Annotated in this window: 22 protein-coding genes; 13 read left to right on the plus strand and 9 right to left on the minus strand. The window is 43.6% G+C overall.

The features are described from left to right. Window positions 1-17 precede the first annotated feature (17 nt). Entirely contained in the window at window positions 18-1,343 is a 1,326-nt protein-coding gene (locus ACFQ21_RS14440; RefSeq protein ID WP_377579958.1) for an AAA family ATPase, read from the plus strand. After that, the gene (locus ACFQ21_RS14445; RefSeq protein WP_377579960.1) at window positions 1,340-2,584 is read left to right on the plus strand and encodes a tetratricopeptide repeat protein; all 1,245 of its coding nucleotides are present in this window, start codon (window positions 1,340-1,342) and stop codon (window positions 2,582-2,584) included. The genes ACFQ21_RS14440 and ACFQ21_RS14445 overlap by 4 nt, the downstream gene beginning before the upstream one ends. Window positions 2,585-2,587: 3 nt before the next feature. Here ACFQ21_RS14445 and ACFQ21_RS14450 read toward each other — a convergent pair whose 3' ends face one another. From ACFQ21_RS14450 to mutL, 3 genes are read right to left on the minus strand one after another with little or no spacing between them, the layout of a single operon-like run. Next, the gene (locus ACFQ21_RS14450; protein ID WP_377579961.1) at window positions 2,588-3,484 is read right to left on the minus strand and encodes a rhomboid family intramembrane serine protease; all 897 of its coding nucleotides are present in this window, start codon (window positions 3,482-3,484) and stop codon (window positions 2,588-2,590) included. Between the two features lie 48 nt (window positions 3,485-3,532). After that, window positions 3,533-4,171: a rhomboid family intramembrane serine protease gene (locus ACFQ21_RS14455; RefSeq protein WP_377579963.1), complete on the minus strand. Its 639-nt coding sequence runs from the start codon at window positions 4,169-4,171 to the stop codon at window positions 3,533-3,535. 48 nt (window positions 4,172-4,219) lie between these two features. After that, entirely contained in the window at window positions 4,220-6,037 is a 1,818-nt protein-coding gene (gene mutL / locus ACFQ21_RS14460; RefSeq protein WP_377579964.1) for a DNA mismatch repair endonuclease MutL, read from the minus strand. Between the two features lie 176 nt (window positions 6,038-6,213). Here mutL and ACFQ21_RS14465 point away from each other — a divergent pair, with 176 nt between their 5' ends. The 3 genes from ACFQ21_RS14465 to ACFQ21_RS14475 all read left to right on the plus strand — a co-directional run bounded on the left by ACFQ21_RS14465 (window position 6,214) and on the right by ACFQ21_RS14475 (window position 11,015). Continuing rightward, entirely contained in the window at window positions 6,214-9,108 is a 2,895-nt protein-coding gene (locus ACFQ21_RS14465) for a serine hydrolase (protein ID WP_377579966.1), read from the plus strand. A 76-nt stretch (window positions 9,109-9,184) separates the two neighbouring features. Further along, complete coding sequence (gene bshA / locus ACFQ21_RS14470) at window positions 9,185-10,327, plus strand: N-acetyl-alpha-D-glucosaminyl L-malate synthase BshA (RefSeq protein WP_377580141.1); 1,143 nt, start codon at window positions 9,185-9,187, stop codon at window positions 10,325-10,327. A gap of 64 nt (window positions 10,328-10,391) precedes the next feature. Beyond that, window positions 10,392-11,015, plus strand: coding sequence for a sterol desaturase family protein (locus tag ACFQ21_RS14475; RefSeq protein WP_377579967.1), 624 nt, complete (start codon window positions 10,392-10,394; stop codon window positions 11,013-11,015). 89 nt (window positions 11,016-11,104) lie between these two features. Here the strand turns inward: ACFQ21_RS14475 and ACFQ21_RS14480 are convergent, their stop codons facing one another. After that, entirely contained in the window at window positions 11,105-11,239 is a 135-nt protein-coding gene (locus tag ACFQ21_RS14480) for a hypothetical protein (protein ID WP_377579968.1), read from the minus strand. A gap of 164 nt (window positions 11,240-11,403) precedes the next feature. On the opposite strand from ACFQ21_RS14480, the gene ACFQ21_RS14485 reads away from it, so the two are divergent. The 5 genes from ACFQ21_RS14485 (at window position 11,404) to ACFQ21_RS14505 (ending at window position 17,006) form a co-directional block, all read left to right on the plus strand. Continuing rightward, window positions 11,404-12,501 (plus strand): vWA domain-containing protein, encoded by a 1,098-nt coding sequence (locus tag ACFQ21_RS14485; protein WP_377579970.1) that lies wholly within the window; start codon window positions 11,404-11,406, stop codon window positions 12,499-12,501. A 52-nt stretch (window positions 12,502-12,553) separates the two neighbouring features. After that, window positions 12,554-14,068, plus strand: a complete 1,515-nt coding sequence (locus ACFQ21_RS14490; protein WP_377579971.1) for a magnesium chelatase — start codon at window positions 12,554-12,556, stop codon at window positions 14,066-14,068. Between the two features lie 167 nt (window positions 14,069-14,235). Continuing rightward, window positions 14,236-14,901, plus strand: a complete 666-nt coding sequence (locus ACFQ21_RS14495; protein WP_377579972.1) for an AlbA family DNA-binding domain-containing protein — start codon at window positions 14,236-14,238, stop codon at window positions 14,899-14,901. 359 nt (window positions 14,902-15,260) lie between these two features. Next, window positions 15,261-16,598, plus strand: a complete 1,338-nt coding sequence (locus ACFQ21_RS14500) for a PhoH family protein (RefSeq protein WP_377579973.1) — start codon at window positions 15,261-15,263, stop codon at window positions 16,596-16,598. 9 nt (window positions 16,599-16,607) lie between these two features. After that, window positions 16,608-17,006 (plus strand): hypothetical protein, encoded by a 399-nt coding sequence (locus ACFQ21_RS14505; RefSeq protein ID WP_377579974.1) that lies wholly within the window; start codon window positions 16,608-16,610, stop codon window positions 17,004-17,006. 33 nt (window positions 17,007-17,039) lie between these two features. Here ACFQ21_RS14505 and sucD read toward each other — a convergent pair whose 3' ends face one another. From sucD to ACFQ21_RS14525, 4 genes are all read right to left on the minus strand, one after another. Further along, the gene (gene sucD, locus ACFQ21_RS14510; protein WP_377579975.1) at window positions 17,040-17,918 is read right to left on the minus strand and encodes a succinate--CoA ligase subunit alpha; all 879 of its coding nucleotides are present in this window, start codon (window positions 17,916-17,918) and stop codon (window positions 17,040-17,042) included. A 100-nt stretch (window positions 17,919-18,018) separates the two neighbouring features. After that, the gene (locus ACFQ21_RS14515) at window positions 18,019-18,921 is read right to left on the minus strand and encodes a hypothetical protein (RefSeq protein WP_377579976.1); all 903 of its coding nucleotides are present in this window, start codon (window positions 18,919-18,921) and stop codon (window positions 18,019-18,021) included. Between the two features lie 120 nt (window positions 18,922-19,041). Beyond that, the gene (locus ACFQ21_RS14520) at window positions 19,042-19,941 is read right to left on the minus strand and encodes a hypothetical protein (protein ID WP_377579977.1); all 900 of its coding nucleotides are present in this window, start codon (window positions 19,939-19,941) and stop codon (window positions 19,042-19,044) included. A 32-nt stretch (window positions 19,942-19,973) separates the two neighbouring features. Further along, window positions 19,974-21,311 carry a CHASE2 domain-containing protein gene (locus ACFQ21_RS14525; protein ID WP_377579978.1) on the minus strand — a complete coding sequence of 446 codons (1,338 nt, stop codon included), beginning with the start codon at window positions 21,309-21,311 and terminating at the stop codon, window positions 19,974-19,976. 60 nt (window positions 21,312-21,371) lie between these two features. Between ACFQ21_RS14525 and meaB the strand changes: the two genes are divergently transcribed. After that, entirely contained in the window at window positions 21,372-22,391 is a 1,020-nt protein-coding gene (gene meaB / locus ACFQ21_RS14530) for a methylmalonyl Co-A mutase-associated GTPase MeaB (protein WP_377579979.1), read from the plus strand. A 107-nt stretch (window positions 22,392-22,498) separates the two neighbouring features. Here meaB and ACFQ21_RS14535 read toward each other — a convergent pair whose 3' ends face one another. Beyond that, window positions 22,499-22,690 (minus strand): DUF5522 domain-containing protein, encoded by a 192-nt coding sequence (locus tag ACFQ21_RS14535; RefSeq protein ID WP_377579980.1) that lies wholly within the window; start codon window positions 22,688-22,690, stop codon window positions 22,499-22,501. A 106-nt stretch (window positions 22,691-22,796) separates the two neighbouring features. On the opposite strand from ACFQ21_RS14535, the gene ACFQ21_RS14540 reads away from it, so the two are divergent. Next, window positions 22,797-23,936, plus strand: a complete 1,140-nt coding sequence (locus ACFQ21_RS14540; protein ID WP_377579981.1) for an ABC transporter substrate-binding protein — start codon at window positions 22,797-22,799, stop codon at window positions 23,934-23,936. 52 nt (window positions 23,937-23,988) lie between these two features. Further along, window positions 23,989-26,109 (plus strand): WG repeat-containing protein, encoded by a 2,121-nt coding sequence (locus ACFQ21_RS14545; protein WP_377579982.1) that lies wholly within the window; start codon window positions 23,989-23,991, stop codon window positions 26,107-26,109. Window positions 26,110-26,142 lie beyond the last annotated feature (33 nt).

The following is a 26,142-nucleotide window of genomic DNA, read 5'->3' on the forward strand; positions in this document are numbered from 1 at the left end:
TCAAATTGTGCTCATATATGCAGGAAGAACTCATTCAGAATTTACGGGAAGCCCTTAAACTCTCTCCACAAAATATACCTTTACGTTTAACCCTGGCAGAAGCCCTGCTAAACAATAATCTGATGCAAGAGGCAGAAGCCGAGTATAAAATTGTACTCGAAGCCGAGCCACAAAATATACAGGCCAAATCAGGTCTTGCTAAAATTTACTTTGCCCAGCAGAAATACTCCACAGCCATTGTTATACTGGAAGATCTCATTGAGTTAAAGCCTAATGATGTAAGCCTGCTGATGCTGCTGAGTCGTTCGCTGCTACGAAATGACGAACGCAACAAAGCTATGGATTACTATAAACAGGCGCTGCAGTTAAATCCTTCGTTGCTGGATGAAGAACTCGATCAGCACCTGCGAAAACCTTCTACAGCTCCGCAGGGAGAAGTAGAAGAACTTCTTGATTCTATAGAACGAGAAGTACGTAACATGGAGCGCCCCACTATAAATTTTGATGATGTGGGCGGCATGAACAAAGTAAAGGAAGAGATCAAGATAAAGATCATACAACCCATGCTGCACCCGGAGCTATACAAAGCGTATGGCAAAAAGGTTGGCGGAGGTATATTACTATATGGCCCTCCCGGATGTGGTAAAACTCACCTGGCGCGTGCTACTGCCGGGCAGATCAATGCCAGCTTTATATCGGTGGGTATACACGATGTGCTCGATATGTGGATGGGACAGAGTGAAAGCAAACTTCACCAGATTTTTGAACTGGCGCGAAGAAGAACTCCCTGCGTTTTATTCTTTGATGAGATTGATGCACTGGGTGCAAGTCGCTCGGATATGCGACACTCTTCGAGCAAGACACTTATCAACCAGTTTCTTACCGAGATGGACGGACTCGATGCCTCTAACGATGGCGTTCTTATACTCGGTGCTACCAATGCACCGTGGCATCTCGATGGTGCGTTCAGAAGACCAGGCAGATTTGATCGGATCATTTTTGTACAGCCACCTGATGTAGAAGGAAGAGATTCCATTCTGAAAATATTACTGAAAGATAAGCCGCTTGACAATGTTGACTACGCTGCGTTGGCTAAACAAACCGCTGATTTTTCAGGAGCGGATTTGCGCGCAGTAATAGATATAGCAATCGAAGAAAAACTGAGAGAGTCTTTTGAAAAAGGTATCCCCCAGCCTATACGCACCAAAGATCTGCTCGCGTCACTCAAACAAGTTAAGCCATCAACCAAAGAATGGTTTAATACAGCTCGTAACTATGCGTTGTATGCAAATGATTCAGGTCTGTACGATGAAATTCTGGAGTATTTAAAAATCAAGAAATGATTAATCCGCAATTGGAAAGAGCGCAACAGCTTGTTAACCAGCAACGCTATAAAGATGCTGAAGCTGAACTTCGATCTGTACTCGCAAGCGAACCGAACAACACGCTTGCGTTGGCACTGTTCGCTATATGTTTATCAGAACTTGATAAACAGCAGGAAGCACTCCAGGTAATTCAGAATGCCATCAGTCGCGAACCTGATAATGATTATCTGCTATACCTGCAGTCGTTGTTTTATTTCAAAGCCGACAACATGAAAGAGGCTGAGAAATTTATCCGCAATGCTATAGCATACGATCCGCACAACGCTGATTACTTCGGGCTACTCGCAGCCATTAAAATCAACCAGAAAGAATGGAACGAAGCGCTCGAGTATGCAAACAAAGGACTCGAAAGTGATCCGGATAATTTGCAGTGTCTCAACACACGCTCCACCGCTCTATACAAACTCGATAAAAAAGACGAAGCGTATTCAACGATACAGGAAGCGTTAAATAAAAATCCGGAGAATGAATTAACGCACACCAACCTCGGCTGGAGCCTGCTTGAAAAGGGTGATCATAAAAAAGCACTCGAACATTTTCGCGAAGCACTGAAAATCAATCCTAACTATAGCTATGCTAAAGCCGGCCTTGTAGAAGGCTTGAAAGCGCGCTACTGGTTTTATCGCATCTTCCTGAAGTATGCATTCTGGATTTCGAATTTCAAGGGACAGGCGCAGTGGGCGATTATTATAGGCCTATATATAGGCGTACGTGTATTACGAGGTGCTGCCGAAAACAATCCGCAGCTCGGAGTTTTTCTATACCCGATCATATACCTTTATACAGCATTCGCTATCTCTACATGGGTTATCACCCCGCTATCCAATCTATTTCTACGACTGAATGTATACGGTCGCTATGCACTTACAAAAGACGAAACAGAGTCCTCTAATTTTGTAGGTATAGCCTTCGGATTAAGTGTAATCGGTTTTATTGCTGCATTGTTTACCGGTGGTGCGCTGTTTGTTATGCTCGGCATTTATGGTATAGCGATGATGATTCCGCTATCGTCTATGTACAACGCCAAGAAGCAGAGCTCGCGAACTATACTTGTTATTTATACCATCGGGTTAGCCCTGGTTGGTATTGGTGCCATGTATGAGTTTATCGTAACAGGCAATACCGGAACACTGGCCAACGTATTTATCTTCGGTGTACTTATCTACCAATGGGTGGCCAACGCACTGATTATGCGCTAATGACTATTGTTTTTTGCTGGCGTTGAAGAGTTTATCCTTTTCCTCTTTGGTTAAACTCTCATAGCCGCCATCTGAAATTTTATCCAGTATAGCATCGATCTCCGCCTGTGAAATAGAGGATCCCTTGGGCTGAGCTGAAGATTTACCAGCTGTATTTTCGTTACGGTACGACACCTTTACTTTGAGGCGCGGCTTGAATAGTCCTTTAAAAAAATCGATCGTTGCTGTGATCCAGCTTCCCCAGTTCGAGCCCGCTTGCAGTTGTTTGATATATACGAAGCCGATAAGCGCTCCACCGAGGTGGGCTATATTTCCGCCAGCGTTTGATGAAATGGTTCCTACGAAAGAAGCTACAATATAGAATGCGGCTATATATTTAATCCGCACCGGTCCGAGAAACAACAGGAAGAAAGTATAGTCAGGCAACAAGGTAGCAGTCGCTGCAACAATGGCATATACTGCTGCCGATGCGCCGATCATTCCCAGCAATGGAGATCGCTCCACGAAGAAAGGAATAAAGTTATATACCAGCAGATACGCTATACCACCCGCGAGCGCACCCAGAACGTATACAGCCACAAGCTTGTCGCTGCCCAGGTATTCTACAAACAATTTACCGAACCAATACAGGAACAGCATATTAAAGAGTATATGAAATATATCTCCCAGATCATGCACAAATGCATAAGTAATAATCGTCCAGGGCTTTACGATATATGCCATGAACGGAGCCGGAATCGCCACCTGCCGGTGTAGCCAGTCTGCTATTTCAGGAAACTGACTTATAGTAGCAACTACGGTAATCACCGCCATTACCAAAAACACCACAACGTTGATAATGATCAACTGTACGTGGGCATTGTTATACCGGTTAAACGCGTTCTTAAATTCGTCAAACATATACTGCTGCTGTTATCGCAAATCTCGAAATTATTATACCCTGCTCCATCAACTCAAGTCACCTCGTTTTCGCCAGGCTGTTATGAGCAGGAATGCAAAGATCACGCCTCCCAGGTGAGCGAAGTGCGCTACGTTTCCACTTTTATCCATAAAGAAATTCATGCCGCCTAATAGTACAACCAGATACTTTGCCTTAATCGGTATAGGCGGTATCAGCAGCATGATCTCCATATTCGGAAACATCATACCAAATCCCATGAGTACACCATAAATCGCTCCTGAGGCACCCAACATTATACCATAGGTACCTACACCCAGGTATCGATCTACGATGATATTAAATACTCCGGCACCAATGCCTGTAACCATATAAAACATGGTGAAGCGTTTGGTTCCCCAAACCGATTCCAGCATTGGTCCCATAAATGCGAGTGTCAGCATATTAAAAAATATATGCATAAAGCCACCATGCACAAACATATAGGTAAAGAGCTGATAAGGTTTGAAACAATCTGTGCGAGTGTTCCACATCGACAAGAATCCTGTTATGATGTCATTCTGTACATCGTATCCCATGCCGCCTCCAAAGCAATCGCCAAAATTCATTTTAGGGGCAATCAGTTCTCCTATGAATACAATAACATTTATAATAATGATACTTCTAACAACCGGTGTGAGTCTGAGCATATAGTATATCTTAATTAATCCTGTAGTACCCCGTTTCCTATTTCAGGGTTATCGAAAATAACTTTCTATTTTATTCAATTCAAAAATAAAAAATGCCGGTTTACCATCCGGTGAATAGTTCGATGTTGAACACGCAAACAAACTATCTACCAGCGCCTGCATTTCTTCGCGCACCAGCGGCTGTCCGGTTTTAATCGAAGCACGTCTCGCCAACGCACGCGCCAGGTTTTCCTGCAGCGGTAATGCGAGCTCCGACTGGTTTACTTTAAACTGCTCGATCAATCCCTCGAACAATTCTTTTTCATTACCGGCCTGCACGTTGGCCGGCACACCATTTACTACCAATGTGTTTTTGCCAAACACATCGAACCGGAATCCCAGCGCTTCAATCTCCTGCTGCATCTCCAGCGCTAACGCAAAATCGGCAGCACTGAATGTAATGGCCTGCGGAAATAAACTTTGCTGACTTTGTCCGGATTTATTCTTAAGCTGGTTCAAAAACTTTTCAAATAGTATACGTTCATGAGCAGCCTGTTGATCTATAATCATCATGCCAGACCGCACCTGTTTAACGATGTATCGTGCATGAAGTTGGAACAAAGCCTTCTCTTCTGATGCAGTCGCAGGGGTTGATTGATTTATTGCACTTTCAAAACGCAGCGTCTGCACGCCCGGTGTTTCAATTACGTCCTGTTGTTTTATCACCACAGGCTTTGCTTCCGGAGCTTCGTATAGCTTCTCCCAGTTCTCACTATTCGAGCGATGCAAGGCTGTGCTGAAACGTTCTTCAAAGTAAACCTGCTTCGACTGGCTGTTGGCATTGTTCAGCTTCGAAATAAAGTTAACATCGGCATTAAAATCTATAGCCGGTGTTAAGTTGTGTGAGCCAATGGCCTGTCGCACGGCAGCGCGCACTACAGCATATACCGCGCGTTCGTCATCAAACTTGATTTCGGTTTTGGTAGGATGAACGTTAACGTCTATATGCTTCGGATCGATTTCGATGAAGAGCACATAAAACGGAAAACTGTTCTCGGCAATCAATCCTTCAAAAGCATTCATCACCGCATGGTTCAAATAATTACTGCGGATGAACCTGCGATTGACAAACAAAAATTGTTCGCCCCTGGTTTTGCGGGCAAAGTCTGGCTTGCCTACATATCCCGTTACCTTTACCGTTTCGGTTTCTTCCTGGCAGGTAGCGAGTTGCTCCTTGTATGACTTTCCGAAAAGATTCACTACCCGCTGACTCAGCTTGGTAGCCGGTAGATCATATACCTGCTCATCGTTCTGAATAAACGAGAATGTAATTTCCGGATGCGCCAATGCCAGCCGTTGAAACTCATCAATGATGTGCTTTAACTCGACCGGGTTCGACTTCAGGAAATTTCTGCGAGCCGGTATATTATAGAAAAGATTTTTAACACTGATGCTTGTTCCCTTCTCGCAGGCAACGGGCTCCTGTTTTTTTATATCCGATCCTTCTACCACTATACATGTTCCCAACTCCTGGTCTGCGGGCCGCGTCTTTAATTCAACCTGCGCTACGGCCGCGATGGAAGCAAGTGCTTCACCACGAAAGCCCATGGTATACAGTTCAAAAAGATCTTCAGCCTTTCGGATCTTGGAAGTTGCGTGCCGCTCCAGGCTCATACGTGCATCGGTTTCCGACATACCAATGCCGTCATCAATAACCTGTAACAAAGTTTTGCCGGCTTCTTTAATAATGAGCTTGATATTTTTTGCCCCGGCATCAATGGAGTTTTCCATCAATTCTTTTACAGCAGATGCCGGACGCTGCACAACCTCACCAGCAGCAATCTGGTTTGCAATGGAATCGGGTAATAGCTGAATGATGTCGGGCATGAACGCAATCTTGCAAATTGTGGAATTGCAAAGGTGGTAAATTTTATAAAAGGATTCGCCAGATTTTTATATCTGTCCGGTGAAATGTTGCACAGAATTTACCGTTAAAAATTTAACCATTAACTTCGCTCACGAAAGTTGGCTTATCCCTCCATTTTTTAAACTTCTATAACCGGATGATAAAGAAGACTCTCAGTCTGTGTACGCTTTTATTTTGTTTCGTTTCAACATTTGCCCAGCTTAGTCGCGAAGCATGGGTGGATAGTGTGTTCAATGCACTGAACACCAATCGAAAGATCGGCCAGTTGTTTATGCTGCCCGTACCCATACAAGGCGATGCTGCCGCACTGAACGAAGTTCGCTCAAAAGTAAAAAACGAACAAGTAGGCGGAATTATCCTTACCGGGGGTAATCCGTTACAACTCGCCAACCAGGTGCGCACATTCCAGGAGCAAACCGATATACCACTCTTTGTTTCGCAAGATGCTGAAGGTGGCCTCGGCATGAGTATAGATAGCACGGTTACATACCCTTCGCCCCTCGTATTGGGTGCAATACGAAACGACTCGCTGTTGTATGAACTCGGCAAAGCTATAGCGCAGCAATTAAAGATGGTGGGTGTAAATCTGAGCTTTGCTCCTACGGTAGAATTGAATGCCTCTACTACACTTCGCTATCAGTCTTTCGGAGAAAATAAATATCGCATCACCAGCAAGGCCATCGCTTTTATGAAAGGCATGACGGATCAACAGGTGCTGGCGTGTGTGAAGAATTTCCCGGTGCAGAGTATAACTGTAACGGATGTACAAAAAGCCTGGCCCGTTATTCAACCTACCGTTGACACCGCCCAGGTATATACTTTCCGTAAACTTTTTGAAAACCGGTTGACGGGTTTTGTTCCCGGCAGCACTGACTTGCCGTTGTTCTATACCAACATGAGCCTGGCGCGTAAAAACAATTTCTCATCACAAATGCTGTCGTCATTGTTTATAGGCAACTGGGTAAAGAAAAATATGAATTACCAGGGCCTTGCCTTTGCAGACCTGCGCAACGTACCACCTATACAGGAAAAGAATAGCGAAGGACTCGCTTCTCTGTATGCACTGCAAGCTGGTAACGATATAATTCTATACCCAAAGGATATAAACATTGCTATTCGAAAAATAAGACGACAGGTACGCAGAGATAAACAACTGGAAGAACAACTGAATAACAGTGTAAAGAAAATTCTGGCTGCTAAATACGATGCCGGTCTGTGGAAGAAAAACACCATCAACACTGATAATCTTTTACTGAAGCTTAACTCGCCACAAGCATACCTCCTCAATAAAAAATTACAGCAGGCCGCTATAACGGTTTTAAAAAACAGTGACAACGTTTTGCCGGTATCGGTATTGGACAATAAACAATTTATATACATCACCAGCGATACCACACAGAAGCCTGATGAACTGTTTCACTATGTATCGCGCTATGTACATGCCGATCGTTATGCGCTGCATCAGCAAAGTGAACTGACAGCGCTGGCAGCCGGCAAACAACCGCTTACGTGTATTATAGGTATATATCCACAAACAGCATCGGAGAAGCTGGCTGACTTAAAAAAATTATTGGAGTTGTTCCGTAAGCACGATATAATCTTATGCGATTTTGGCAATGAGGAATTTATTCGCACAGCCGCACAGTATCCTACTGTAATAACAGCCTATACGAATACGTTGGAAATGCTGGAGGCTATGCCACAGGTAATTTTCGGAGGGCTCACGGCCGATGCACAGTTGCCTATGAAGATAAGCGACCAATTACAAAGTGGCACCGGAAATATAGTTCCTGCTATAAACAGGCTCATCTATTCTACTCCGGAAGATGCCGGCATGGACAGCCGTATACTCAGCAAGATCGACAGCATTGCCAAGGAAGCCATTCGCAATATGGCAACACCAGGATGCCAGGTGCTGATAGCCCGTCATGGAAAAGTTATATATGATAAATCGTTCGGGTATTTAACGTACGATAAGAAGACACCGGTTACAGAGAACACTATATATGACCTGGCCTCGCTTACCAAAGTATCGGCAACGTTGCAGGCTACCATGTTTATGTATGAGAAGGGCTTGATTGACCTGAACAAGAAAGCATCGTTCTATTTACCGGAGCTGCGCAACAGCAACAAGAAAGATATCACCATCATTGACATGCTTACGCACCAGGCAGGCCTTGCTCCCTTTATACCGCTATGGCCGCAGACAATGAAGGACACTACGTTTCTTCCGCAGTTTTATAGTCGCAAGCGCGATGCAGCGCATCCCTTCCCGGTAGCTCCAGGCCTATATGGTTCGCAGGCGATGAAGGATTCAGTGTGGTCATGGATCATTCAGTCGAAGATGGCAGACAAAATCCCGCGCACTCCCTATACCTATCGCTATAGCGACCTGGGCTTAATGATCATGCAGCATATAGCTGAACGTGTACTCAATCAACCGCTGGATGATTTTCTTGCGCAGAACTTTTACGAACCTCTCGGTGCCTATACGACACGTTTCAACCCGACAGACAATCAGCTTTCTGTACAAGCTATAGCACCTACTGAATTCGATAAGATATACCGTAAAAAATTAATAGCCGGTACCGTGCATGATGAACGCGCAGCCATGATGGGTGGTGTAAGCGGCCATGCCGGGCTCTTTAGCAGTGCGCTGGATCTTGCCAAGCTCGGCCAAATGCTTTTACAGGAAGGTGAATATGGTGGATATCAATACTATAAACCGGAGACCGTACGCACCTTCGCGACCAAGATGTATAAAGGGCGCAGGGCTATCGGTTGGGACAGACCCGTGCAAAGTGAATGGAACAGTCCTACATCACTAACGGCATCTCCGCTAACCTACGGGCACACCGGCTTTACCGGCACCTGTATGTGGATAGACCCGGAGTTTGACCTGGTCTATATATTTTTGTCGAACCGTGTATACCCCGATCGTAACACGAGACTAATCTCCAGCAACATACGATCGCGTATACAGGATGTTATTTACCAATCAATCTTCAATTATTGCGTGCATTCACAATAAATTAACAAAATGTAAGAAACTTACGGTATCTGAAAAAGGTTAATGCATGTAACAAAACCAACCACCAGTGGAACAAATTAAAATTGGCATTGTATGTTACCCTACCTTCGGGGGAAGCGGCGTAGTAGCTACGGAATTAGGAAAAGCGCTCGCACAGGAAGGTCACAAAGTTCACTTCATAACCTATTCGCAACCAACCCGGTTAGATTTTCTGAATGAAAACCTCTATTACCACGAAGTCGATTTCCGTTCATACCCGCTCTTTGAGTTTCAGCCCTACGAACTGGCATTGGCCAGTAAAATGGTAAGTGTAGTAAAGAATGAAAAGCTGGACCTGCTCCACGTACACTATGCTATACCACACGCATCGGCAGCCTATATGGCCAAGCAGATATTACGCTCGCAGGGGATCTATATACCGGTAGTAACTACGTTGCACGGTACGGATATAACCCTGGTGGGTAAAGATCCATCGTACGAGCCCGTTGTTACCTTTAGTATAAATCAGTCAGACGGAGTAACCGCTGTATCTGAAGATCTCAAGCTCGAAACTTTTCAACACTTTCAGATTCAAAATGAAATCGAAGTTATTCCCAACTTCATCGATCTTGAAAAATTCAAGAAGCAGAAGAAAGATCATTTCAAAAAAGCAATCTGTCCCAACGGTGAATCGCTCATTGTACATACCTCCAACTTCCGCAAAGTTAAACGTATACCCGATGTTATACAGATTTTTGCCAATGTACGCAGAGAGATACCCGCAAAGTTGTTAATGATAGGCGATGGTCCCGAACGTAATCATGCCGAGAAGATGTGTCGCGAGCTGGGTATATGTGACGATATACGTTTCCTCGGAAAACTTGAAGCCGTAGAAGAAGTGTTATCAGTAGCTGATCTCTTCCTGATGCCTTCTGAAAAAGAGAGCTTCGGTTTGGCAGCACTTGAAGCAATGGCTTGTGAAGTACCGGTTATATCCACCAACACGGGAGGTCTGCCGGAACTGAACGTACAAGGCGTTACCGGATTTATGAGTCCTGTGGGAGATGTGGAAGATATGACACGTAAATCTCTTTTTGTCCTCGATCCTGCCAACCTTCCACGCTTTAAAGAGAACGCATTGAAGCGGGCACAAGAATTTGATATCAGCAAAATATTGCCGGTATATGAAAACTACTATCAAAAAATACTGGTGAAATCCGCAGCAAAATCCACAGTATAACCGTTAAATATATTTGTACGAGAATTCTGTGGTTATAATTTCGCACAAAAAGTTGACTAACGGTATGGAAGCAGAGGTACTACCTAAGAACAAAGGAACAAAACAGCTTTTTAAAAATCCTATACTCGAGAAGTTGTCTCGCACACATATATCAGTTCCGCTTACTATATTCTTTCTGTACTCATCTGTCCTGTTATACTGGAGTATTGCCAACACATCGCTCAATGCTATTACAACGGTAGGGTTATTTGCCTTGGGTGTAGTAACGTTTACATGGGTGGAGTATATAACACACCGCCACCTTTTTCACATGCAAACCTACACCAAGCTTCGTGAAAAGCTACAGTATACATTGCATGGTGTACACCACGAATTTCCGAAAGACAAAGACCGGCTGGCAATGCCTCCGCTGTTAAGCATTACTATAGCAACAGTATTGCTATTGCTTTTAAGACTGGTGATTGGCGATTTTGTTTTCGCATTCCTACCCGGATTTTTGGTAGGCTATGCAGCTTACTTATCGGTACACTATATGGTGCATGCTTATCAGCCACCTAAAAATTTCTTTAAAGTGTTATGGATAAACCACAGTGTACATCACTATAAAGATGGAGAGGTTGTGTTTGGCGTATCATCTCCGTTCTGGGACTATATATATGGTACGATGCGCGATAAACGTCCTTCATAACGTAATCGCTAAAAAAATAAATAGCCATCCCGGATTACAGGATGGCTTCTTTATTTGTTTAGGTAAATGATCAGGTAAAGGTATAAGCGTTAAATGCGAGTTTCTTTTGTAACTTTTACAACCTCTTTCTTCTGAGTCTTCTTCGCATACGTAGGGCACGTATGGAAACCACAGGAAGAAAGAACGATAGCCAGAACCGTGAATGCTGCTACAGATTTTTTCATACAGTCAGGATTAAATGTTGTTCAAAGGTATATAAGTCGGTTTAACGGCACTTTTCGATTCCCGCAGAATTCTTACATATACGGTGAATCTTTTGGAAAATTAAATTTTGAAGCCGAAACAGAAACCCGAAATTAATGGTTTAGAGAAGTATACTCAGTCAGATATGCTCGGATACAGATTCTCAAAATACGCGCCCCCACCGGATTCCGGTAAAAGCGACTTCGAAAAACTGCTCAAGGTTTTCATGCAACTCATCCTGATCACCTCAGGAAATGTTTCTGAAGCCCTTCAGTGGCTCACGGAAGTTGACAGGCAATACGGTTTAACCAATGATAAATACGGCATTGGTGATTTTATAGAAGACTTAAAACGAAACGGCTACATCACCGATGAAGGTCCGCGTGGTGAGTTTAAGCTCAAAGCCAAGAGCGAGCAAAACTTACGTCAGTCGGCACTGGAAGAGATATTTGGTAAACTAAAAAAGACAAAACAGGGAGAACATAATACATCCCACAGCGGCCGCGGTGATGAACAGACCACCGAAAGACGCGATTATGAGTTTGGTGATACACTCGAACAGATATCCGTAACGGATTCGCTACGCAATGCGCAGATCAATCACGGTCTCGATAATTTCTTCATGACGGAGGAAGATCTTGAAGTGATGGAGAGTGAGTATAAAACGCAAACTTCCACCGTACTCATGATCGATATATCGCACTCCATGATTTTGTATGGAGAAGATCGCATCACGCCTGCCAAAAAAGTAGCCATGGCGCTGGCAGAACTTATCACCAAGAAGTATCCGAAAGATACGCTTGATATATTGGTGTTTGGTGATGACGCCTGGCAGATCGAGATCAAAGATTTACCATACCTGCAGGTTGGGCCGTATCACACCAACACTGTGGCAGGCCTTGAACTGGCGATGGATATTTTGCGCAGACGCAAGAATGCCAACAAGCAGATCTTCATGATCACGGATGGAAAGCCAACGTGTATCAAACAAGGTATAAAGTATTACAAGAATGCTTTCGGACTTGATCAGAAAATTTTGAGCACGACACTAAACCTGGCCGGGCAACTCAGAAAATTAAAAATACCCGTTACTACTTTTATGATAGCCACAGACCCTTACCTGAAATCATTTGTGCGCGAATTTACGAAGGCCAACAATGGCAATGCCTACTATAGCAGCCTGGAAGGTCTGGGAAATCTCGTCTTTGAAGATTTCAAAAAAAACAGAACCAAGAATTTATAATCAACTGCCGATATATAGTTTCGGCTAATCCCTTTTTAGAATTACATATACTATGCATCATACATCTGTAAAAACCCTCGGAGAACTAAAGAAGACTGGCTATAGAACGCGCTCAACAAAAGAAGAGCTTCGCGAAAATCTGATCAAAAGACTCCGCAATAAGGAAACTGTATTTGAAGGTATATGGGGCTACGAAGAAACCGTAATCCCCGATCTGGAACGTGCTATACTGGCCGGCCACGATGTTAACCTGCTCGGTTTACGCGGACAGGCCAAAACGAGATTGGCGCGCCTCATGGTAAAACTGCTGGATGAATATATACCGTATATAGAAGGCTCTGAACTGAACGATGACCCGCTGGAACCTATATCTCGCTACGGCAGAGACAAGGTTCAGGAACTGGGCGATTCTACCCCCATAGCATGGCTGCATCGTGATGAACGTTATACTGAAAAACTGGCAACACCTGACGTTTCCATTGCTGACCTGATTGGTGATGTTGATCCTATAAAAGCAGCGACATTAAAGCTACCCTATTCAGATGAGCGTGTGATACACTTCGGATTAATACCGCGCTCGAACCGAAGTATATTTGTTATTAATGAATTGCCCGACCTGCAGGCGCGCATCCAGGTTGCGCTCTTTAACATTTTACAGGAAGGCGACATCCAGATTCGCGGTTTTAAACTGCGCATGCCGCTGGATATACAATTTGTATTCACGGCCAACCCGGAAGACTATACCAACCGCGGAAGCATAGTCACTCCGTTGAAAGACCGTATCGACAGCCAGATCATTACACACTATCCAAAAACTCTGGATATAGGCAAACGCATTACTCAACAGGAAGCGCGTCTCAAAGAAGAGCAACGCAGTGCTGTAACGGTAAATGAAATCGCAAAAGACCTAATCGAACAGATTGCCTTTGAAGCGCGCAAGAGTGAATATGTAGATGCCAAGAGTGGAGTATCTGCACGCCTCACTATATCTGCGTATGAAAACCTGGTGGCGGCTGCCGAGCGCAGAACCATCATTAACCAGGAGAAGAACACCGCGATTCGTGTTGCAGACTTTATTGGTGTAGTACCCGCTATAACCGGTAAAGTAGAACTGGTATACGAAGGCGAACAGGAAGGGCCCGGCATCGTAGCACAAAACCTGATTGGTAAAGCCTTGCGTACTCAATTCTTAAATTACTTCCCGGATCCTGACAAGTTCAGAAAACAGAAGGAAAAAAGTCCCTACAAAAAGGTAGCCGACTGGTTTGGTGAAGGCAACACCGTAGACCTGCTTCACAACATGCAGCAGAATGAATTTGAGAAAGCGTTGAAATCTGTTCCGGGTCTATCGGAGCTGGTAAATGAATTTCATAAAAACCAGGATGCAGCAACTAAGCTATTCATGATGGAGTTTGCTTTGCACGGACTGGCAGAATATAGTCTCATCAGCAAACATAATTTAACAGCAGGTCTTCAATTTAAAGATTTGCTCAGCAGTATGTTTACCCTGCCGCGACCAGGCGAAGAAGAAGATGACGATGATGAATTCGCGCGAGGGAAATTTTAATAAATAAAACATCCTTACCAATAACTTCCTGTGCATGCAGGAAGTTATTGTTTTATGGAAGAACCACAGTTGTCTCATTCTTCGAAAAAATAATTCCGGGGTGCAGGCATAAAAATATTCACAGCAACACGTTAGTTTTAACGTTTCTCGTTTCAGCCATATATACCATGAAACTTCAGGAGTCAGTCACCTTCAACCCGCAGCAAGTGCAGCAGCTTAAAAAGCTGGTGGCACAGGGCGAAGGACTTACGCTTGAATTTAAACGCAAGGCTGCCTTTCCGGAAAAGATCGTACGCGAAATGATCGCCCTCGCCAATACAAAAGGAGGAATACTATTAGTAGGCATTGGCGATGATCTGACTATACCAGGCTTGAAACATCCCGAAGACGAATCGCACGTAATCAAACAAGCGCTAAAGAAATGCAAGCCCGCGTTAGTATATAAAGAAGAATATATACCCGTTGGCAATGCCCGGACCGTTATTCAATATGAGATACCCGAGAGCAACCGGAAGCCACACTATATATTTCACAGCGAAGACAACAAAGAATGTTTTGTACGGGTAGAAGATAAAAGTATAAAAGCGAGTCGTGAAGTGCGCGAGATAGCCAAGCGTGCGCAGCATAAAAAAGATATACGCTTTAACTATGGTGAGTACGAACATCTGCTTATGCAATACCTGGATGCGAATAATACTATAACACTAAAGAAGTTTATAGAAATAAGCGGGCTCAAAAAATTCTATGCTTCAAAGAAATTAGTATTGCTTGTATTAGCCGATGTACTTCGCGTAGCACCTAATGAGCGCGGAGATATTTACTCCCGCATTTAATTCTCCTATTACACATCTCGATTATTACTCCTTCAGAATGTTAACTCACGGTTAACGAATAACTACTAACGGTTAACGATTCCCCGAATGGGGTCGTAAAGTTATGAAAAAAGTTTTCTTTCCTGCATGTTCTCAAATCATAACCTTTTCTTTAGATTTCATTTGAAATCGTGATGCAGTGTATTTTTCATAGTGAAATGATACGAGCCATACGCGAACTCCATGTGTCCCTTATGAAATAGTTTAGTAACACACATGAAATCCATTTGAAGCCGAGAACACCATCGCATGAAATTTCCTGAAGGAGTAAATTCTACTGCAGTCCTGTTCAACGCTAAACCTAATGTTCTTTGTGAAGCATGGCAAAACCCAAGAAGGAGAAGAAAATCTTCGTACTCGACACGTCTGTCATTATTTATGAACACAACTCTATCCTCAACTTTGATGAACATGACGTTGGTATCCCAATAACGGTTCTGGAAGAACTCGATAATTTCAAGAAGGGCAACGACACTAAAAATTTTGAAGCGCGCGAATTTATACGGCTTATTGATAAGCTGGCCAAAGACCGCATGCTTCAGGAGTGGAACCCGATCAACGGAAAAGGTAAGGGTAACTTTAAGGTGTTAATGGACACCAACAGTGCCGTAGATGCCAACAAGGTATTTAACGAAGTAAAGGCAGACCACCGTATACTCAATGCAGCTTTACAACTGCAGAAAGAAGATAAAGGCAAGCGCGTTATTCTCGTTTCGAAAGATGTTAACCTACGGCTGAAAGCTAAATCGCTCGGGTTGCAGGCAGAAGACTATACCACGGGTAAAGTCCAGAATATATCTTCGCTATATACCGGCCGCACGATCATCGAAGACATCGATGCCAACCTCATTAATTTACTTTACGAAAAAGGTTATTGCCAGCCGGCAGATCTGCTGGGTAAATTAAACCCGCTCCGGAATCACTACTATATATTGAAGAGTGGCAAGAAGTCGGCCTTGGCTTACTACAATCCGTTCAACGGCATGCTGGAGCATGTGGAGAAGCGGTCGGTATACGGCATCAAGCCACGTAATGCGGAGCAGACCTTTGCCATTCATGCTGCACTAAAACCTGAAATAAAACTGGTCTCCATTCAAGGTGTGGCGGGTACGGGTAAGACCTTGCTCGCACTGGCAGCGGCACTGGAACAGAAGCGGGAGTATAAACAGATTTACCTGGCGCGGCCTATCGTTCCGCTCAGTAACAAAGACATCGGATATTTACCCGGTGACATCAAATCGAAGGTAAACCCCTATATGGAACCGCTGTGGGACAACCTGAAGTTTATACAAAATCAATATAGCGAAACGGATAAAGAGTACTCCAAAATTACCGAGATGGTAAGCCAGGAGAAACTCGTCATTACACCGCTGGCCTATATCCGCGGAAGGAGTCTCTCAAATATATGTTTCATTGTAGATGAAGCACAGAACCTGACACCACACGAAGTAAAGACGATCATTACCCGTGCCGGAGAAAATACGAAGATCATTTTTACCGGAGATATATACCAGATTGATACACCGTACCTCGATTCACAAAGTAATGGACTTTCAACGCTTATCGACCGTCTTCAGGATCATGAGCTATATGCACACATTACACTGGAGAAAGGCGAACGTTCCGAACTGGCAAACCTGGCCAACGAACTCCTGTAGGGATAAAGAATGGCTTCTGATATTTTTTCAAATTCAGAAATTTTCGTTCCCATTCTAAGACTTAGACAGAACAAGATCCTTGAAATCGACATGATTTCAGGGATTTTTTGTTTTGGCGCGCAATTCGCCATTGTTTGGCAAACCGCACTAAGTTTTATGATACTTCGTTTTATTTTCAGGCAGATGTCTCTCCAAAAACAAGCTCGTTATCTGAAGAAAAAGGGTATAATGCTTGGAACACGTTTAAAGAATGGCCGCAAGATTCACATCTATATGCTGCGCGATCTCTTTATTGAAGTACGCTATAAAAATGACAATGCTAATGATGAAGCTGAGCAATTGAATATGCTCCGTGGATTGAATAACCTGAACGATTATCTCGAGAGAGAATTTAAGGCCAGCTTTTAAGACTGGCCTTTTATTTTTACTGCTTGTTGTCTGTTATTTCTTCGAAAGCACCTTCAGCATTGTTTCACCGATCTCTGCTGGTGATTCTACTACGTGAATGCCGCACTCTTTCATTACAGCCATCTTTGCTGCTGCAGTGTCATCTGCACCACCGATAATTGCACCAGCATGCCCCATTCTTCTTCCGGGAGGCGCTGTTTGGCCAGCTATAAATCCTACAACAGGTTTCTTGTTTCCGTTTTCTTTGATCCAGCGGGCAGCCACAGGTTCGTAGTTACCACCGATCTCACCGATCATTACGATCGCGTCTGTTTCAGGATCGTTCATCAATAACTCTACAGCATCTTTAGTAGGTGTACCAATGATCGGGTCACCACCTATACCAATTGCAGTAGATATACCCAGCCCTGCTTTTACAATCTGATCGGCAGCTTCGTAAGTAAGTGTTCCTGATTTAGACACAATACCAACTTTACCTTTTTTGAAAACGAAGCCTGGCATGATACCAACTTTCGCTTCGCCTGGTGTAATAACACCCGGGCAGTTAGGACCTATCAGCGTTACATTCTTATCCTTGATATATTTCTTCGCCACCATCATATCCTTTACAGGTATACCTTCGGTGATCGTGATAATTACTTTGATACCGGCATCAGCAGCTTCCATGATCGCATCAGCAGCGAACGCTGGCGGAACGAAAATGATGGTTACATCTGCACCTGTCTTATCAACAGCCTCTTTAACGGTATTAAATACTGGTCTTCCCAAATGCTCCGATCCACCTTTCGCCGGTGTTACCCCGCCTACTACATTGGTTCCGTACTCTATCATTTGTCCGGCATGGAAAGTACCTTCCGAGCCTGTGAATCCTTGAACAATTACTCTTGAATTTTTATTAACCAGTACACTCATGAACGTTGATTTTTAAGCAGCACAAAAATAGGAGAATAAAGCTATCAACCAAACCAACCTAGAATACAAAAGGCTGCCTTTCAGCAGCCTTTTGGTTGGGTTATTTCGTATTCAAAGGTCTGTCCTTTAAATTGTTACGTATTAAAAATTCGTTATATAAATCTTTATAGCTCTGCACGTCCGGAGCAAGTTTTATCGCTTCCTGGAAAGCCGTGGATGCATCTATCAGCAACGAATTCTGTTCGTAGAAGCCTGCCAGAATCAGTTTATTGATCGCGGTGTTTTCCTGTGTTTCACCGGAGATCTCATTCAGTAATGTCTTGATCCGGGTTTTATCAGCTTTGGACAAGCGCTTCAAGGTATACTTTTCAGAAACCTTGTTACGATCGTTCTTCGACTCTACGGTTACCAATATATTGTCTTCGTTGGCAAAATCTGCATCCGCCAGATTTACCTGGATGCTGCTCTCGCCTGTTTCGCGGGTAGCAAGCTCATCATCAAACAAGCTCTTGAACTTCACTACATACGGGCCAGGTATTTTTTCAACATCCCAGTTGATGATAATCACATCATTATAAATAGTAGGGTTCTGTGTAGCGATTGGCAAATACAGCGGTATAACTGAACCGCGATGAACCGCTCCGGTAGCCTGCATGCTGCTTCCTTTCTGATTGTTTGCACTCAGTATAAAATCAGCATACTTATTTAAAACACTTGTGCCGTTACCTACCTTCTTGGCAAGGTCAGCAACTTTATACTTTCCGGCTTGCTTTACTTCTATAGGTTTACCACTTACGTGCACCAGACCTACGTATGCATTTTCTGCAACCTTCAGTTCATCGTCAGACTTCAGGCTTGAACCTACCTTAATAACCTGCCAGCCAGAACCTGCCTTTATTTCATTCTTACCTTTATTTACCAGAACCTTAAAGGTATAGTCCTGGGCTATTGCCTGTACAAATCCGATCAAGGCAAACACGAACAGCGCCAACTTCTTTTTCATGACATTCTATAGGGTTAAGGGTTTTACTTTCCAAAAGTAGAACATGCGTTGCAATTTTCTTTCCATAAACGAAAGAAGCCGCACGATGGCGGCCTCTTTTTACTATTTTTTACTGGAAGATTAACGTTTCATACCGTTTCTGATCAGAAAATCTTCGTACGATTCTTTGTAATAGGCTACATCCGGAGCCAGGCGGATCGCTTCTTCATACGCAGTAACTGCATCTATATACAAGCGATTTTCTTCATAGAAACTTGCGAGGAACAATTTATTGAGTGCTGTTTGCTCGGCTACATTGCTTTGAATTTCACCCAGCGATACTTTGATTTTGTCTTTCTGTGCAGGTGCCATTTTCTTCACCAGCTTCTCGGCAGACTTTTTATTAGGATCTGCTTTCGCTGAAACCTGTACGAGCACGGCATTCTCTGAAGCAAATTTTGCATCGCTCAGGTCTACGCGTAAAGACGATTCAGGTGTTTCTATTTTTGCAAGTTCATCACCAAACATATTATTGATCACCACTATATATGGACCTTCAATCTTGTTGGCATCCCATGCAATTACAACGGAAGAATTATATACATCGGCATGTTGATTTTCAGGAAGAAGAATTTGTATCGCGGTAGCTTCACCACGGTGTACAGCTCCTGTAGCACTCAGTCTGTTCTTCTTGGCTTCAGCAGAATTACTGCTCAATATAAAGTCGGTATATTTATTCAGAACGCTTGAACCACTGCCGCTTACTTTCGCAGCAAGGTCTGCTACTTTATAGTTACCAGCCTGTTTAAGTTCGATGGGCTTACCATTGGCATGCACCAGACCGATATAAGCATTGTCAGAAAGTTTCAGCTCATCACCTGATTTTAAGGATGCTCCGGTTTTGATAGGTTGCCACACATCTCCGTTTTTCAATTCGTTGGAGCCTTTATTAACCAACACTTTAAAAGCGTAATCCTGGGCAACGGCAGAGGCAGCGTAGAAGAATGTAATGGATAAGAGGGTGAGGATTTTAGTTTTCATAATCTTGCATTCACAGTATAAATCTTTGTGCGTTAATACTCCTGACTTGGCTTAGGTAATCTTCGAATTATATTTAGCCAAAGACGTGCCATTCCCGGTCTGAATACGTTAAAGTAAAATTCAAAGCATGGACCTACCGCAGCAATGGTGGCCAGTGTTAACGTAAGATCGAGTTTGAAGTTCGACTCCGAAAACAACCATACGGAAAATCCTACCAGCAACACGATTTGTGCGATCTGAATAACCAGCGAAACACTGTCAAACCATAATGGGTACCGATGATTCAAAGCGTAGAACAATGCCACATTGAAAAAACAAAATAGAAATGCTATCAAATACGTAACCCATTCAGGAAGCTCGTTAATATAGTCTTCATTTAAAATAGTGGCGAGAATATTGGCATGCACCACCAGCCCGAACATATCGGGGTTTGCACGACCAGCCACTTTGTTATTGAGCGGAGTAAAAAATTTATCACTCCAGGACGGATCTCCTAAATAATCTCCCAGATAACCGAAGATCACAATTTTATCTTTGATCATCTCCGGAAGAAACTCACCACGAAAAGGTTGGTATACATCCAGTGCGTAGAACATAACGGGATAATGCGTTGTACCAAGATCCTGCTCACGAAGTGATTTTATTTTTACATCCTGTATATCAATATTACCACGGTAGTTAATGATCTCTTCGGATTTATCGCGGCTCAGAAACTTCGCAGTCTTTACCGGGTCATACTTCATCGCAAGTCTTACAGCAAATGCATACTCAACTTTTCCATTGGAAGTTGTCTTCGGGATAAACGAACGACAGATCTTTACATCTTCCTGGTATCGCGCCCCGGTAACAAGATTAGCATATCCATGCTGAGCCTGGCTCTGAAATAATTCATCCGAATATTCGATCGAATCATATACTTCTACGGCATCGGCTTTGGTAAGTGAATCAGACTGCAACAACTTGGATACAAGCACCACATTACCGGCCTCCTGTATTGCGCTGCTCAACATCAGATTCCCCAACGTATCCAGTAACTGCGGACAATTTACTGTATCGCGAAGTCCGCCTTCACAATTAAAAAAACCATCGATACCAATAACGCGGGGTTTATGCTGAGCAATGATAGAGAGTTGCTGAGCGATCTGTCCTCGTGACAAGCCTCCTATATTTACCAGTACGATGCGTTCATCAACAAGCGGATCCTGGCGTAAATTAGAGAACGCATAATCGGTAAGTTCAAAATCAGAAAGAGCCTGCGCTATAGGATCGAACGCGTTGAACAGTTCGAGCTTTGTTACTTTCGAGATACACCACATGAATCCAAACACAAAGAGCGTAGCAAACAAACTGTTTATCAGGAATTTCTTCATACAGGTAGTCGTAGTATCAAGTAAATTTAGAAATTTAAACGTTCAATATCTATAACAACTTTGAAGGCTTCGCTCAGACCCAGACTCACCGTTGATCAATTCGCAGAGGGCATTCTCCGTGGCGACCGCGTTATTCTCGGCCAGGCTATAACATTGATCGAGAGCACACGCGCTGCAGATCAAAGTGCAGGAGCACAACTGCTAGAACGGATCATTTCAAAAACAGGTCACGCCATTCGTATCGGTATAACCGGAGTACCCGGTGTTGGCAAGAGTACATTTATCGAAGCGTTTGGTAAATATGTAATTGATCAGCAAAAAAAACTTGCTGTACTCACGATCGATCCGAGCAGTCAGATCACAAAGGGAAGTATTCTGGGTGACAAAACGCGGATGGAAGAGTTGTCTAAAAATCCGGGTGCATTTATTCGTCCTACGGCCTCCGGTAATACACTGGGAGGTGTTGCGCATAAAACACGCGAAGCCATGTTACTCTGTGAAGCTGCAGGCTACGATGTTATTATTATCGAGACAGTAGGCGTAGGACAATCCGAAGTGTCGGTAAAGAACATGGTTGATTTCTTTTTACTGTTGATGTTGGCCGGAGCCGGTGATGAACTGCAGGGTATAAAAAAAGGAATTATGGAGATGGCCGATGGAATGGTTATTACCAAAGCCGATGGCGACAACATTAAACATGCTACCGAAGCACAAGCCGAATATAAACATGCATTTCATCTTTTTAGTGTAGCAGAATCCGGCTGGACACCACAAGTACTTACTTCTTCAGCACATACCGGGCAAGGTATAGGTGATGTATGGAACATGATCACAAAATACAAGGCACACACCACCGCTTCCGGATACTTCGATAAAAACCGGAGCCACCAAAATATAGCCTGGTTCCAGGAATACTTCGAGCAACTATTAAAAGACGATCTTCAAAAACACACGTCACTCCACGACATCAACCGGAAATTAGCAAAAGCCGTAGGCAACCACGAACTCTCTTCCAGACAAGCCGCACTGCAATATCTCGAAGCATACCACGAAGCGATACGAAATAGCCGTGAGCTATGAGAGGGCCGCTGCCTGGCTACAAGCTTCAGGGTACCGGCTGTTTTTTCCTGTAGCCAGAAGCCAGCAGCCAGCAACTCTAAAAACTCACAGCTCATAGCTATATATAGCTACGGCTTCGCATTCTGTTCCCTATCCTTGTTCTTCCTAAATCCATACGGGCAGTGTCGGCAGCCACTCTTGCAGCAGTAGCCGCGTTTAAGATGGTAGGCTTCCGTGAAAACAATCAATCCATTTTCCATATAGTGATAGATGGAGCTCTTGAAGTCATCTTCTTTACCCGGTTGATTTGCATCGGCCATATACCTTGAATGAAAACAAACTTAAAAATTTAATGACTCATAAAATATATCAGCAGTCGCTTGCCAATGGAAAGTCATTAAATTGCTTCGTTATTGAAACACTTGCATGATGAAAAAGATTTCAGGTATAGCTTTACTCCTCCTCACCTGCTGGGCTTGTCAAACCGAAAAGCCTGCTGACAAAGCTGTTCAAACCAAACAGGATTCCTTGTCGCTGGACTATGCCGAAGGCTTTAAAGTACATTACGATGGCAACATCAAAATTGTAGAGGTGCTGTATCCTTTTCAGGGAGCTACTTCGGGCTATAAATATTTACTGGTGCCCCAGGGCGAAACTGTACCCGAACACGAAGCCAACGTACGAGTTATCCGCACGCCTATATCTTCCATCGTATGTACCTCCACTACACATATACCTTTGCTGGACTACATTGACGAAACCAATAAGCTCGTTGGCTTTACCACTACTGATTTTATCAGCTCCGAAAAAATGCGCGCCCGTATTGATGCCGGCAAAGTAACAGAACTCGGTATCGATAAAGGTATAAATATGGAACGGCTGGCCATGCTGAAACCTGCCCTGGTAATGGGCTATACTCTAAGCAGTGATTATGGACAATTCAAAAAGATTGAAGCGTTGGGTATACCTGTAATCATTAATGCAGAATACCTGGAGAAACATCCGCTGGGACGTGCCGAGTGGATTAAATTCATGGCCGTGTTTTTTAACAAAGAGAAACAGGCAGACTCTGTGTTCCAGGTTGTGAAGAAGAATTATATAGCAGCCAAAGAAGTTGCTGATCGTGTAAAAGACAAGCCCACCGTATTGTGTGGTGTGGTATATGGTGACGCATGGTTTCTTCCGGGTGGACAAAATTATGCATCGCGCATTTTAAAAGATGCGGGCTGCCAGTACCTGTGGGGTGAAGATACTTCCAACGGATACCTGGAACTGAGCTTCGAAGCGGTTTACGAAAAAGCCAACCTGGCTGATCTCTGGATTGGGACAGGCTCGTTCACAACGCTCAACGAAATAAATGAAGCTGACGAACGGTATACACGCTTCAAACCTTACCAGCAAAAGCAAGTATATACTTACGATGCACGCAAGGGAGCCAAAGGCGGAAGCGAGTTTATGGAACTGGGTTATTTGCGCCCCGATATTATTCTGCAAGACCTGGTAAAAATCGCCCATCCTGATCTGTTGCCCAGCCACACTTTATATTTTCATAAGAAGCTTGAATAATCCCATGTAAAAAGCAATCTGTTTACGGTCAGGCTTTCTAACTTTGCACGCGATGAAGGCAGCGAGTTGTTCACTTTGTTTTTTGCTGATCACTTTTTTTTCAGCGTTCGGTAATTACATTGTATTTACAGAAAATGGTAAGGCAGGTTTAAAAGATAGCCAGGGCAAAATTGTTATACCGGCACAGTACGATGCATTGGGCTGGAGTGATGGCAAGTTCTCGGTTATTGAAAATGTAACCGGTTATAAACTCAATGGCCGCTGGGGTTTGATCAACACACACAATCATCGTGTCACTAAAAATGATTATGACGACCTCGTTCCCGGTGATGGAGCCCTTCTTATCGCCCGCAAAAATTCCCCGCATTCACTTCGGATTGTAACAGGTTGCGTAAGCCTCTCGGGTAAAGAAGTAATTCCGTTTGAGTATGACGGAATGAAGTTATACTCGCTGCGCGCGATTGTCTTTTCAAAGATTGGCAATCAATATAAATACGGACTGATCGATTTCGACAACCATACGATTCTTCCGCAGCAATATCAAAACATATACCCGATCGGCAACCTGCGTTTTGCCGTTGAAAATTTTGAGAACAAGATTGCGCTGTTCTCTGAATCCGGTAAACAGATAACCGATTTTGTAATTGACAAGATATCACCCTTCACAAAAAATTACGCGGTGATTTACCAGGGCGAACAGCAGGGCGTTGTGAATCGCGAAGGACAAATCATTGTCGCCCCTAAATATCAATCCATCGCCATACTTGAAGACGGAAAAATAAAAATCCGCGAACCACATTCGTGGGAATTCCTGGACGGTAAAAATAAACTAATCCAGAAGCACCTCGCTGATTCCATTGTACCGCTGGACAAAGACCTGCTGAAAGTAACAAAAGGCGATCTGATTGAATTAACCGATCAGCAGCTAAAACCAATAGCCTCAACGTTGTTCTCTACAATAAGTCCTTTTACGCATAACAAGGCCGTTGTTACTGTAAACCGTAAAGCGGGAGTCATTAATCGCAAGGGTAAATTTATTATCCAGCCACAATACGATTCGTTAATCCTGTATGACAAATATATGCTGGCAAGTCAGCGTCAAGGCCAGAAACATCAATGGATACTACTCGATAGTATTGGTACACGTATCACATCAAAAACATACGAATACCTCTGGCCTTTTAACGATCAGTATTTCTCTGTACGCAACAAAAGTTTTGCAGGCGCTATTAATATAAAAGGACAGGAAGTGATTGCCTGTGTATATGATTCTATATTTCAGATATCGTACGATCTGGCCGTTGTAAAATTTCACCGGCAGTATGGAATTGTGAATACCCAAGAAGAGTGGGTAGTGGCACCGCGCAACAGCAAACTCACCATCCTTACTCCGGACAAGTATATCGAGACTGCTTCACCACGGAAATCACTTAAACAAACCAACGGCAGTGTAATTTACTTTACGGATAACCCGATCAGCATCTCTCCCGATCATATACTCGAATATTTACCCTCGGGCACGATCTGGAAAATAGACCTGAACGGACGCATTGCAGACCGCCAGGTGTACCCGAACGATGGCATTGAAAAAATATTTGAAGAGAGCGAAGGGCTGCGCGGCATACTCAAAAACGGGAAATATGGTTTTATCGATGCGCAGGGTCGTCTGCGTATAGCCAACCGTTATGAAGGTGTTGGTCTGTTCAGCGAAGATCTTGCCCCGGCAAAAATCAGAGGGAAGTGGGGTTTTATCAACCGACAAGATCAAATAGCCATTCAACCGGTGTACGAAGAAGTGAGCCTGTTTAAAAACGGAGTTGCCTTTGTGCGCCTGCAACAGAACTGGGGATTGATTGACAAGACCGGAAAAATCCTGTTGCCGGTTCGCTATCAGCAAATAAAATTATTGCCGAGTAAAAACTTTCTGATCCAGATCAACGATCAGCAAGGACTGGCTGATGCATCGGGAAAAATCCTTATTCTTCCCAAGTATCAACGCCTGGAAGATGTAGGCAACGGCTTCGCTATTGTACAACGCGATGGTAAATATGGTGTGATCAACCTGCAAGGCATCAGCACCATTCCGCTCATGTACGACTATATTCAATTTGATCCACTCAACCAGTTCTTCATCGCACAGAAAAAATCGTTGTGGGTTGATTTCAGGAACTGAGTATATAGCAACACTATAATCTCAAGCAATAAA

It is taken from the genome of Ohtaekwangia kribbensis (assembly GCF_042676245.1).
GTDB classification, from domain to species: domain Bacteria; phylum Bacteroidota; class Bacteroidia; order Cytophagales; family Cyclobacteriaceae; genus Ohtaekwangia; species Ohtaekwangia kribbensis.